Origin of the sequence: Phormidium pseudopriestleyi FRX01, from assembly GCF_017313335.1 — a bacterium.
Lineage (GTDB): Bacteria > Cyanobacteriota > Cyanobacteriia > Cyanobacteriales > Laspinemataceae > Laspinema > Laspinema pseudopriestleyi.
Genome location: NZ_JAFLQW010000054.1, coordinates 1 through 11,471 on the forward strand (window position 1 = coordinate 1; position 11,471 = coordinate 11,471).

Here is an 11,471-nt window from a genome sequence, read left to right on the forward strand (position 1 = left end):
CGAAAGGGAAAATCGGGGGGCAACCATACCCCCACCCGAAAGGGGTCTAGTAAAGCAGTTCACAAAAAGGATGGTTACGGTTATGGTTACTAAATTGGCTGTTTTCAACAGCCGCTCCTATCCCTCCCCATGTCTGAAGCCTGGGGTATCCCGGAGGGTTCGATGATTTTTCCGCCCTACCTTTGAGACTTCCTCGCTTGGTTGCCGAGGTTGGTGTGGATTCTTGAGTCTAAGAGGGTACGAGTCTAATCATCCTCATCGACCTTAAACCATCAAGCGCTTTTGGAATCTTTCTAAAAGCTTTGCGGGATACCGCCATAGTCACCTTAAATGGTGATAGTGCCATCGCTGCATTGTCCAGCAATAGCCGGACTTTTGTCGCGTAAATGTATCAGTGGGTCATTTTTTGGTAGGTTAAGAATCAGAGCAATTAATTAACCGATATTTGCTCTAGTTCAAACCCTGATTACTAGACCACTGCTGTCAAAGGAAGAAAAAAAAAATGACAATTATTTTTCAATTGGCTCTTGCCGCGCTGGTTTTCTTGTCTTTTGTGATGGTCGTAGGCGTCCCTGTCGCTTATGCATCTCCCCAAAACTGGGATCAATCTAAACCCCTGCTGTACATTGGTTCGGGTGTTTGGTTTGCTCTGGTGATTTTGGTGGGAGTTTTAAACTTTTTGGTGGTATAAGCGCCCCTCTTTTTGGGTCAGTGATCGAAAGGTTCAATGGGCGATCGGTGTGATTCCGATGGTCTTTTGTCCTTTCGATCGGCGATCGCCCAATAAATGCGGGGAGCATGAACGCTTACCCCCACAACCTTATCGATAATCAATTAGACCTAAAACTGATATGGCCGTTTTTGAGGGAACTTTTACCCAGACTGAGGGCTTGCGGTTTGCGATCGTGATCAGTCGCTTCAACGATTTGATTGTGGGCAAACTGTTACAGGGCTGTGAAGATGCTCTGAAGCGCCACGGTGTGGATGTGGATCCCCAGGGGACTCAGGTGGATTATGTTTGGATTCCGGGAAGTTTTGAGGTGCCAATTGTGGCGCGTCAACTGGCTATGTCTGGGCGCTATGATGCCGTGATTTGCTTAGGTGCAGTCATCCGAGGTCAAACGCCTCATTTTGATTATGTGGCGTCAGAGGTCTCGAAAGGGATTGCTGCAGCGGGATATCAGACGGGAGTGCCGGTGATTTTTGGCATTATTACGGCGGATACGATGCAGCAAGCCCTAGAACGGGCGGGAGTGAAAAGTAATAAGGGCTGGGACTATGGGATGAATGCCCTGGAAATGGCGAGTTTAATGCGGCGCTTAAATCAGGTAGATCCAGGGGAGGGGAATGCCCCTCAGAAAGCGGCCCTAAGCGGTGGCGATCGCTCTTTACCGGCTTCTTCATTAAAACCCTCGCGATCGGCCCAGGTTTCTCCGGAGGCTGAACTGGGATAAGGCTTGTCTGCTGGTCATTTCAGGGCTTTGAGCGTCGCTCAAAAAATTTTTGAGCGATCGCCTTGACAAACCCTAGTAAATCTGCCATCATAATAAAGTCAAAGATTTGCGGGTATAGCTCAGTGGTAGAGCGTCACCTTGCCAAGGTGAATGTCGCGCGTTCGAATCGCGTTACCCGCTTTAAAAAGCATCAATCAATTACCCCCGCAGCCACGGGTTTCCGTAGCCGGATTTCCGTTGAGAATTCCGATTGCAGTGGTTATTATCCAGTTGAAAGCCTGAGTGTGGATTTTAAGCGGGGCGAACGTTGAAGTCAAAAAACAATGTTAAGATCCGGGCATCCAACGTCAAGGCGATTAAAACTGCCGAATGCTACAATCAGTTCGGTAATATAAACGAGAAAAATGGAGCATTAAGCTCCGATCATAAGCTGTCAAAATTTCCAGGCGATCGCCGAGAATAACCGATCGCAGAGATTGGCAAGTCTATGTTGTAAAGTCGTGGAATTTTTATGGATTAGCGCCTGTGCCATCTCAAAAATCCCAAAAGATCGACCTCAATGCAGAGTACCCCTGTCCCTGTAGGCGGCGGGGACGTTTAGTTCCGATCACCCTCACGGAAGCCTTGGGGTGCGATCGGTGTCAAAATATTTTTGTGGTCACCGAAGATGGACAGGGGATCGAGCAACTCCCAACCAACTCCCCCTATAAACGGTGTTGGAACTGGAACGGCAATCAGTGGTGTGTAGCCAATACCCGTCTGAGGGAGAGCTACTTACCCATGTCCCTGGTGATTGTCATCGGCCTAGTGGTATTCTGGTTACCCTACCTTTTGGGGTTACCCCTAGGCCCAAGCGTGATCCCTTGGGTCATTTTAGCGGTGTTGCTGGCAACCTTGCCAGCCTTAATGGTTTGGTTGGCTTACAGGCGATAGATGATCTCGATGACAACAGATTCTACTTTTCCCCCAAATCCTGATGCGATGGCTGTCGTGGAGAGCGTCTATCAAGCTTCTTTGATCATGGCGCAGACTTCAAGCCAACAACGAACCCGTGCGTTGGAGGGGATGGCAAAATCCCTCAAGGAAGCCTCGGATGAGATTTTAGAAGCCAATACCCTCGATTTGGAAGCTTCGCGGGAAATGGCAGTGCCTGATTTGATTCTGGAATGGCTCAAGCTGACGCCAGAACGAATCCAGACAACGGTGCAAATTCTGCAACGGTTGGCGGAGTTGTCCGATCCGATGCGCCGGGTGATGAATGCCTCCTACCAAGTGGAGGGGTCACAATCTTACTGCCAGTTGATGCCTTTAGGGGTGATCAGTTTAGTCTATGAAGCGTTACCAGATTTAGGGGCGATCGCCGCAGGCTTGTGCATCAAAACCGGCAACTGTCTGATTCTCAAAGGCGGAATGTATGCATCTCACACCAACAGTGCGATCGCTGATGCCTTGCAACGCGCGCTCTTCAAAGCCGAAATGCCTGAAGGCTGTCTGGAAATGATTCCGGCAGAAATGGGGGTTTCCACCCGAGATTTAGTCCGCCAAGATAAATATATCAGTTTAGTCATCCCCTACGGTCGGCCTAGTCTCGTCCAGCAGGTGATTCGTCAGGCGACGGTCCCCGTACTCAAATCCGGCATGGGAAACTGTTACCTCTATTGGTCCCCCAGTGGCAGTATGGATTTGGCGCGATGGATGATTCAAGACTCCCACCAAAGTGAACCCGATCCCGTCAATGCCATTGAAAAAGTGCTGATTCATCGCAATCAAAAACCCTCTTCCCTGGCAATGTTGTTTAACAGCTTGCAGGACAAAGGGTTTGAAGTGCGGGTGGATGACATTCTCAGCCCCGAGTTTCCCGACTTAAAAAAAGTAGAAGAATCAGAATGGTCTTCAGCCTATTTAACCACAACTGTCGCCTTTAAAGTCGTCGATAATCTGTACGCGGCGATCGCCTGGATCAATCAATACAGTAGCGGTCATGCCGATTGTATCGTCACCGAATCCTATCTGGAAAGTTCTCAATTTGGCGGAGGAGTCAACAGCGCCTCAACCTATATCAACGCTTCCCCTCGCTTTTACCGCTATCCCAAACAAGGAGATGCCATTTTTCTGGGAATGTCTAACCAAAAAGGTCATCGCCGAGGCTTAATTGGCCTGGAAAGCTTGACCACCGTCAAACATATCATTCAAGGCAAAGGACAGGTGTGAACCTTCCAATCCCCGATGGTTCGCCCTTGAGATATTTAAAATGGGGAGGATGGGTCAAACCCATCCTCCCCACTCTAACTTTTTTTAACCCAATCCGAGGTTTACCAGTTTAAACCTCAGCGGTTATTTCCCAACTAACTTGACATTTTTCGCAAGGCCAAGGGCTTGTAAAATTTGAATCGTCATCCAAGTAAAATCAATTTCCCACCACTGCATTCCATGTCGAGCGGAATATTGATAGGCATGGTGATTATTGTGCCAACCTTCGCCATAAGTCACTAACGCAACCCACCAGCAGTTCGTGGACCGATCTTCACTGGGATATGTGCGATAGCCAAACTTATGAGTGGCACTGTTCACAAACCAGGTACAGTGAAACACAACCACAAGGCGAACAAAAATTCCCCAAACTACAAAGGACCAGCCGAGTCCTGGGGAAATTGCTTCTCCTAAAAAGTAGAAACTAACACCTAAAGCAATTTGAATCGGAAGTAAAAACTTGTCGCAAAACTGATAAAACGGATCGTCTGCAATATCTTTTGTTAACCGAGGGATTTCAGCCTCAGCGGGAGAATGATAGAACAACCACCCCATGTGGCTCCACCAGAACCCCAGATTAGAGTCATGGGGATCAGCGGAATTATCCGAGTGGAGATGATGTGCACGATGCAGTCCAACCCAATCGATCGGACTCCCTTGACAGCTTAGGGTCCCGCAGAAGACCAGGAAATACTCTAACCACTTGGGTGCGGTAAAACTCCGGTGAGTGACTAACCGATGATATCCCAGGGTAATTCCCAGACCTCCCGTTATCCAGTGGAATAAGACCGCCAACCCCACTGCCGCCCAACTAAAGGTGCTGGGTAGGAATGCGAACAAGGCGAAAGCATGAACTGCGATCATGAAGATGATAACCGGCCAGTCAGGCCGCATCTGGGACAGATCTTGCCCTATTGTTTCTTGTGTTTCTTGTGTTGAACTGACAATCGTCATCTGTGACCTTATTGTGACCTTATTACAAATTTTTCTGCCAAAATCTGCTGTGGGATGTTGCAATCGCACCATCGCCGATTAAGCGTGAGGTCTAGTCTTTTTGCCCTACAGCGCGATCGCCTCGACTCCCGGTAAGAGTCTGTCAAAACGCCCAAGGCAGGCAAAACCCTCGATTGGCTGAGATTATTTTACATCAGGGCAATTTTTTCCCTTAACTTACTGTAACATTTCATACGAGGTTTTGATGGATCGCTCTCAATGGCTGCAAGAAGCAGAAACTGCACTGTTCCCTCTGTTTTGTCAAATTGATGCTCAGGTCAAGCAAAACCTAGAGCGGGTCCTCGGGGCTTATCGCCGTCACCGGGTCGGGGTTCACCATTTTGCTGGGGTCACGGGATATGGTCATGATGACTTGGGACGTCAAACCCTGGATCAAATTTTTGCTTCTGTGATGGGCGCCCAAGCGGCGACGGTGCGGGTGCAGTTTGTTTCTGGGACTCATGCGATCGCTTGTGCCCTCTTTGGGGTACTGCGTCCCGGAGATGAAATGTTGGCAGTCGCAGGTGCTCCCTACGACACCTTAGAGGAAGTAATTGGCTTACGAGGCACGGGTCAAGGCTCCCTCATGGAGTTTGGGGTGAGTTATCGCCAATTGGAATTAACCCCCACTGGGGAAATTGATTGGGTGGCACTCCAAACTGCGGTCACGAAAAAGACCCGTTTGGTCTCGATCCAGCGCTCTTGTGGCTACTCCTGGCGTCCGAGTCTTTCCATTGCGGATATTGAAAAAATTATTCATCTGGTCAAGGGACAAAATCCCGAGACGATTTGTTTTGTGGATAACTGCTACGGCGAATTTATCGAAGATCGGGAACCCCCTGCGGTTGGGGCGGATTTAATCGCCGGTTCTTTGATTAAAAATCCCGGGGGGACGATTGTGGAAGGTGGGGGCTATGTGGCAGGGCGCGCAGATTTGGTCGAAGCGGCCACCTGTCGGCTCACCGCGCCGGGAATTGGCAGTAGTGGGGGGGCGACGTTCGATCGCAATCGGCTGCTGTTTCAGGGGTTGTTTCTCGCACCGCAAATGGTGGGAGAGGCGATGAAGGGAAATCATTTAACCGCTTATGTGTTCGATCGCCTCGGATATCCGGTCAACCCCGCCCCTACTGCGCCGAGACGGGATGTCATTCAGGGGATTCAGTTGGGTTCGCCCGAAAAACTGATTGCGTTTTGCCGTGCGATTCAGAAGTATTCCCCGATTGGGTCTTATTTGGATCCGGTGCCTGCACCGATGCCTGGGTATGAGAGTCAGTTGGTGATGGCAGGAGGGAGTTTTATTGATGGCAGTACCTCGGAGTTGTCTGCCGATGGTCCATTGCGGGAGCCTTATATTGTGTTTTGCCAGGGGGGAACCCATTGGACTCATGTGGCGATCGCCCTAGAAGCCGCAGTCGCAGCAGTCGGTCCGGCTTAACCAGCTTTCCTCCTCACTAATGTTTCCCACTGCTATTCAACCAGGGTTGTTTCTGGCCACTGGAACTAAAGAGGGCAGAAACAACCCTGGGTTCAAGCAACTTGTTGTTGCGTTTCGACGAAGCCAAACGAGGATTCTATGTAACTCTGACGGCAGGTAAACACCGTGTAGCCCTGAAGTGGCATCAAGGAGATAAACTCGCCACAACAATCAATGACCCGATAGTAGCGGCCATCCCTGGAAATTAAACAATCTCCCGTTTGGATTTTCATGGTAGTATCCAAAAAGGCTTACTCAATAGTCTATCCGGTTGTTAATTTAAGTTGCTTTTCACAAACTTTACTTAATTTTACCGGATATTTTTTAACGACAGTCAATTATTGTTATAAAAAAAATAAAGTTTTGTAAATAAATCGTTACAATTAGCCTTAAGGGTATGAAACGGCTAGGGGAGCAAATGTTTACAGGCTTTAAACAGGATGGGGGAGTTTGGAGATAATCCTTGATGACTCGACCCAGAGAACGACTAGGGTTTAGGGTTCAATGGCAGCGAGGTTCAAAATTGCATCTCCTTGGTTAACCAATGGATTTTGGGTATGACCGATGATCACCCCATTAAAGGGAGCATAAACTTTCATCGTCTGGTCACCGAAGGCATCACAGATAATTCCTAAGCGTTGTTTTTTAGAGATAGATTGGCCGAGTCCTACTTCTAAGTGCAGAATTCCACTAGAGGGCGATCGCACCCATTGGGTTCTTTTTACCTCTAAAGAAGGAGGCAAAGAGGAGGGTGCAAAAGCCGAAATCATCCCCAACATCGCCATCACTTGCATAATTCCCCGAGTCCCGACGGCGATCGCCTCCGCATCAAATCGGAGCGCTTCTCCACTTTCATAGAGCAAAACGGGAATTCCCAACTGAGTCGCCGCTTGTCGCAAGGAACCATCCCGAGTCGTGGCATGAATCATCAGGGGTGCGCCAAATGCCTGAGCACAGCGATAGGTTTCGCGATCGCCGAGATTAGCGCGAATTTGGGGTAGATTAATTCGATGATGGGAAGCCGTATGTAAATCAATGCCATGAGTCGATCGCATCACCACTTCTTTCATGAACAGATGCGCCAACCGAGAGGCTAATGAACCCCTTGCCGAACCCGGAAAAGAGCGGTTTAAGTCTCGGCGATCGGGCAAGTAGCGAGACTGTTCAATAAATCCGAACACATTCACAATTGGGACAGCGATGATACTTCCACAGAGTTGACGCGGGGAAATTTGATGCAGCACTTGCCGAATAATTTCCACCCCATTAATTTCATCTCCGTGAATTGCGGCGCTCAACCAGAGTCGAGGCCCCGGTTTAGTACCATTAATGACCGTGACGGGCAATCCCAGCATAGTTTGCGTCGGCAGTCGGGCAACCGGCAATTCTAAACGCCTTTGTTCTCCCGGTGGGATGGTGGCATTGCCGATTTGAATGACTCCGGACATACAGTTTAACCTTCGCTTTGCAAGTCGCTGACGATTGAAGGGAAGCTCTGAATGTCTTCTAATTTACAATGCTTTGGCCCCCGGTCAAACTGTAATCGGTAAGGGAGTCGGTAGAAATGGGATGGAGTCTGATGAGTGCTGATTAGTATTGAGTGCGATCGCGGGGTTTTTTCGGGGCTGAATTTTTCTCAATAAACTCAATAATCTTGCTCGCCACATCCACATTCGATGCCGCCTCAATCCCCTCCAAACCCGGTGACGAATTCACCTCAATCACCACCGGACCATGATTCGATCGCAAGATATCCACTCCCGCCACCTTTAACCCCATCGTCTTGGCTGCTCTAACCGCAGTTGAGCGTTCCTCTGGAGTCAGCTTGATTTTTTCCGCTGTACCTCCCCGGTGCAGATTAGAGCGAAATTCTCCCGGTTCACTCTGGCGTTTCATCGAAGCAACCACCTTATCTCCCACCACAAAACAGCGGATGTCAGCACCCTCAGCTTCTTTAATAAATTCTTGCACCAAAATATTGGCATCCAAACCCCGAAAGGCTTCAATCACCGACTTAGCCGCTTGGGTCGTTTCAGCCAGGACCACCCCAATCCCTTGAGTGCCTTCGAGGAGTTTAATCACCAGAGGCGCACCCCCGACAATTTCGATTAACCCTTCAATGTCTTTTGTGGAATTGGCAAAACCTGTAACCGGCAGTCCGATCCCCTCGCGAGCCAGGAGTTGTAAACAGCGCAATTTATCTCGCGATCGCGAAATCGCCTGAGACTCATTCGCCGTAAACACTCCCATCATCTCAAACTGGCGCACCACCGCCGTTCCGTAGAAAGTTTTAGAAGCCCCAATCCGAGGGATAATGGCATCAAAGTCTTCTAACTGTTTCTGCTGATAGACCACCGTTGGCCGATGAGAGGCAATATTCATATAACAGCGTAGATAATCAATTACCTTCATCTGATGACCTCGTTCCTCACCAGCTTCTTTGAGTCGTCGGGTCGAGTAAAGCGAAGCCTTTTGCGACAAAATCGCGATTTTCATAGTCCTCTATTTTGATGCTCTGAGCTTGACCTGCCTCGACCCTTTGGCTCTTTAGTCTTGATTTGACGAATCAACTGATATTGTTGACTCGGTAAAGTAGTTTTCAGGATAAGACATTTTTCAAGTTTTTATTAATCTTACCCGATTTTCAACCTTTGTCAATCCTCTTTGGATTAGACCCATGCCTTAAATTTTGGTTAAGCATTATAATCAGAATTTAACCCTTTGGTTCAGTTCATTAATGCCCAAATTTTAAACAAACCTGAAAAGCTTTTGTTTTAGTAATAACAAGGATAGTATTTAATTTTTGGTGTTCCACAAAGTCAAAAATTATTGATTATAAAAAATCTAGCAGTCCCCCTAACTGTGGGAATCGCTATAGCTTTAATTAGCAGCCTAATTTGAAGAAACTCTGCCTGACAGGGCTAGTTTTAAAAGATTCCACCCGGAGCAGGGAAAAGAATTTTGCTCCTACTTATGACTGAGTAAAAAAGACTTTCCGGGATCCACTAAAAAGCGCTGACGTAACGCCTGCCGTCCCAGCAACATCCGAAATCCCATAACATCGCGATTGGTGAGGGTTAGTTCGATTGGCCATTGGTAACCCAAAATTTCTATGGGGGTGAGAATGACCAATCTTAACTCGGCATGACCGCCAGAATTGCGAACCTGTCTTTCATCGAATAAGGGGGACGCTGTAGCAACGGTTTGAATGCTATCCCGTTGATAAGGATGCACTTTGAAACGAACTAGATGTTGTCCTTCCTGGTGGAAGGTTTCAATATCAAAGGCATGGATGGCAGAAGAGCGCGCACCCGTATCAATTTTGGCTTTAATGTTCTCGATTCCCAGATCCGGCAGGGAAACCCACTCCCGCCACCCAATCACCGGGAGTTGTGGTTTTTGTTTCATCCAGTGTTGTTCCTATTCAAGGCTGTTATGTTTCGGAGTGATCGCCTCTTGCAGATCACTAGGGGAGAGGATAGAGGAGGCATCGGTGGTTAAGTTAGGGGAAAGCACCCGATCGCCTCCTCAACCCTGATATCAAGATTCTGGCAATTGATATTGGCTGACAATCTGTTTGGCAAATTCGGGAACGTGAGCTTCTAATTTTTCGGGATAATTCCGTTTGACATACAGATAGTTGCGGGTGAAGTGGGAATCAATGGAGAAGCGAGCATATTCTAATCCCTTGGGACCAATTCTTTCGATCGCCACTCCCATGAGTTTCGCGGCCCACATCGGCAGGGTCACCCCTTTTTCATAGGCAGGAATGCTTTGTTGGACGGCTGCATGGCGATCGCCTCGGGACATCACCGGCTGAGTTTCCAACTGTTCCGTGACCAAATCGAGCATTTCTTGTCCCGTTTGATTCCGAACGACAATCCACTGCCAACCATACGGCGCACCCATATACCCCACCACTAAATCAGCCAGGGAGTTGACATAATCAAAGCAACTCAAACAAGAGGGTGCAAAGACATCTTTGAGTTCTTTCGTATTCAGGCCAAAAAATGGGACTTTCTCGATAGAACCATCCTCATGTTTAAAATGAATGCGAAAATCCTGCATAAACTCGTAATGCACCACCGTCTCTGGGGATTTGCTGGTGGTGTCTAAAAATTTCTGTAATCCTTCCCGGGAAACGTTATCAACGCAGGGTGTCCCTAAAACATACAGTTTTTCTAACCCCAGTTCCTTTTGGACTGCACGCAACGCCTGGATCTGACAACCGACTCCAATCACCAGTAAGCGTTTCATCCCGGACTTTTCCACTTGTTCGAGGACAGACAGATTGGGGGAGAGGGTGGGTTTATTGACTTTGGCGGCGAGGACTTCTTCTTTGGTGCGTGCCAAGATTGGCATGGGTCCAAATCGGTCTTCGGGGGTATTTTGAACGCATACGACCCCTTCAACGAGGCCGCGATCGAGCATGGTACAGGCGATCGTGCTGACGATTCCCGTCCATTGTGCACCGGCGATCGGTTCCTGCTTTCGTGCTGCCATCATTTGTTGATGGACGCCAAAATACACTTCATCGGGGTTATCTAAGTTGCGGCTGAGTCCGTGGGCGCTTTCTTCAAGGGTGGCGATTTGTTGGTTGAGAAAGGCGCAGGCTTCTTTGACGTAATGGATGTAATAAGTATCGCAAAGGCCACACTCGCTGCACAATTCTTTCGCGGGAGGACGGCTACCGGGTTTGAGCGCTTTGGATTTCTGGTGCTTGGGGGTTGGCTGTACTGCTGTCATGGAAGGCTCTATCTATCAGAGAGAGGACTTTTAAACACAATACCCTAAAGCTTGGAGCAATGGTAGATGGAAGTGGGGCGCTGGGGTTGATTTTTTGTGTTGATGCTGAAGGATGTTCTTGGGGATTTTGGGAGTGATCATGCTCCCTTGCGTTTTCTGCAATCTTTTAATCCGGGGTTTTAGGATAGGAGAATCGGTGGATTCAACAGGCAGTTTTTGAAAGGAAAATTGCCGGTTGAGCGGTTTTGATGCCGATCGCACTGAAGCCCTCTATTTCAGGTTGGTAAACCGCAACTCTTGGGAATTTGAGTGGATTTTTGTAGCCTTTCTTACCGGATTTTTTCGGATTAATGGGTTCAACCCTGACAATCCTGGGGTGAAGGCGCTCTTAAGGGTGGGGCTAGGGAGAGCCTCTTTGACACTCCCGATGTCTAAAGACACGGGGATTCTTGCACAGCCTTAGACCAAAGCCTAAGTCTGATGGGCACTGCTCATTGTGCCTCTAATAAGTCCGCTCAAATTAGATTTGAACTTTCCCTTTACGTTTAGGTTAC

11 protein-coding genes and 1 tRNA gene are annotated in these 11,471 nt (G+C 48.4%); 6 read left to right on the forward strand and 6 right to left on the reverse strand.

All coding sequences use genetic code 11. The features are described 5' to 3' along the window. Positions 1–502 precede the first annotated feature (502 nt). The 5 genes from psbZ to J0895_RS02160 all read left to right on the forward strand — a co-directional run bounded on the left by psbZ (position 503) and on the right by J0895_RS02160 (position 3,665). Positions 503–691 carry a photosystem II reaction center protein PsbZ gene (gene psbZ, locus J0895_RS02140; protein ID WP_207086494.1) on the forward strand — a complete coding sequence of 63 codons (189 nt, stop codon included), beginning with the start codon at positions 503–505 and terminating at the stop codon, positions 689–691. A gap of 160 nt (positions 692–851) precedes the next feature. Then, positions 852–1,454 carry a 6,7-dimethyl-8-ribityllumazine synthase gene (ribH, locus tag J0895_RS02145; protein ID WP_207086495.1) on the forward strand — a complete coding sequence of 201 codons (603 nt, stop codon included), beginning with the start codon at positions 852–854 and terminating at the stop codon, positions 1,452–1,454. Positions 1,455–1,562: 108 nt separating this feature from the next. After that, a tRNA-Gly gene (locus J0895_RS02150) sits at positions 1,563–1,634 on the forward strand. A 345-nt stretch (positions 1,635–1,979) separates the two neighbouring features. Further along, a complete protein-coding gene (locus J0895_RS02155) occupies positions 1,980–2,387 on the forward strand; it encodes a hypothetical protein (protein WP_207086496.1) in 408 nt (135 codons plus the stop codon). A gap of 9 nt (positions 2,388–2,396) precedes the next feature. After that, positions 2,397–3,665 carry a glutamate-5-semialdehyde dehydrogenase gene (locus J0895_RS02160; protein WP_207086497.1) on the forward strand — a complete coding sequence of 423 codons (1,269 nt, stop codon included), beginning with the start codon at positions 2,397–2,399 and terminating at the stop codon, positions 3,663–3,665. 123 nt (positions 3,666–3,788) lie between these two features. Here the strand turns inward: J0895_RS02160 and J0895_RS02165 are convergent, their stop codons facing one another. Beyond that, complete coding sequence (locus J0895_RS02165; RefSeq protein ID WP_422894301.1) at positions 3,789–4,598, reverse strand: acyl-CoA desaturase; 810 nt, start codon at positions 4,596–4,598, stop codon at positions 3,789–3,791. 304 nt (positions 4,599–4,902) lie between these two features. On the opposite strand from J0895_RS02165, the gene J0895_RS02170 reads away from it, so the two are divergent. Next, complete coding sequence (locus J0895_RS02170; RefSeq protein WP_207086499.1) at positions 4,903–6,132, forward strand: methionine gamma-lyase family protein; 1,230 nt, start codon at positions 4,903–4,905, stop codon at positions 6,130–6,132. A 92-nt stretch (positions 6,133–6,224) separates the two neighbouring features. Here the strand turns inward: J0895_RS02170 and J0895_RS02175 are convergent, their stop codons facing one another. From J0895_RS02175 to J0895_RS02195, 5 genes are all read right to left on the reverse strand, one after another. Next, on the reverse strand, positions 6,225–6,404 hold the full coding sequence (locus J0895_RS02175) for a hypothetical protein (RefSeq protein WP_207086500.1): 180 nt from the start codon (positions 6,402–6,404) through the stop codon (positions 6,225–6,227). A gap of 261 nt (positions 6,405–6,665) precedes the next feature. After that, positions 6,666–7,619 carry a succinylglutamate desuccinylase/aspartoacylase family protein gene (locus J0895_RS02180; protein WP_207086501.1) on the reverse strand — a complete coding sequence of 318 codons (954 nt, stop codon included), beginning with the start codon at positions 7,617–7,619 and terminating at the stop codon, positions 6,666–6,668. Positions 7,620–7,761: 142 nt separating this feature from the next. Continuing rightward, positions 7,762–8,667, reverse strand: coding sequence for a 30S ribosomal protein S6--L-glutamate ligase (rimK, locus tag J0895_RS02185; protein ID WP_207086502.1), 906 nt, complete (start codon positions 8,665–8,667; stop codon positions 7,762–7,764). A 471-nt stretch (positions 8,668–9,138) separates the two neighbouring features. Beyond that, positions 9,139–9,579: an ATP-dependent zinc protease family protein gene (locus J0895_RS02190; protein ID WP_207086503.1), complete on the reverse strand. Its 441-nt coding sequence runs from the start codon at positions 9,577–9,579 to the stop codon at positions 9,139–9,141. A gap of 132 nt (positions 9,580–9,711) precedes the next feature. Continuing rightward, entirely contained in the window at positions 9,712–10,917 is a 1,206-nt protein-coding gene (locus tag J0895_RS02195; RefSeq protein WP_207086504.1) for a Coenzyme F420 hydrogenase/dehydrogenase, beta subunit C-terminal domain, read from the reverse strand. Positions 10,918–11,471 lie beyond the last annotated feature (554 nt).

Bases quoted from the DNA above. Each gene is read 5' to 3' on its own strand.
- psbZ (WP_207086494.1), top strand. From the start codon at position 503: ATGACAATTATTTTTCAATTGGCTCTTGCCGCGCTGGTTTTCTTGTCT.
- rimK (WP_207086502.1), bottom strand. From the start codon at position 8,667: ATGAAAATCGCGATTTTGTCGCAAAAGGCTTCGCTTTACTCGACCCGA.
- J0895_RS02175 (WP_207086500.1), bottom strand. From the start codon at position 6,404: ATGAAAATCCAAACGGGAGATTGTTTAATTTCCAGGGATGGCCGCTAC.
- J0895_RS02195 (WP_207086504.1), bottom strand. From the start codon at position 10,917: ATGACAGCAGTACAGCCAACCCCCAAGCACCAGAAATCCAAAGCGCTC.
- ribH (WP_207086495.1), top strand. From the start codon at position 852: ATGGCCGTTTTTGAGGGAACTTTTACCCAGACTGAGGGCTTGCGGTTT.
- J0895_RS02165 (WP_422894301.1), bottom strand. From the start codon at position 4,598: ATGCGGCCTGACTGGCCGGTTATCATCTTCATGATCGCAGTTCATGCT.
- J0895_RS02170 (WP_207086499.1), top strand. From the start codon at position 4,903: ATGGATCGCTCTCAATGGCTGCAAGAAGCAGAAACTGCACTGTTCCCT.
- J0895_RS02180 (WP_207086501.1), bottom strand. From the start codon at position 7,619: ATGTCCGGAGTCATTCAAATCGGCAATGCCACCATCCCACCGGGAGAA.
- J0895_RS02160 (WP_207086497.1), top strand. From the start codon at position 2,397: ATGACAACAGATTCTACTTTTCCCCCAAATCCTGATGCGATGGCTGTC.
- J0895_RS02190 (WP_207086503.1), bottom strand. From the start codon at position 9,579: ATGAAACAAAAACCACAACTCCCGGTGATTGGGTGGCGGGAGTGGGTT.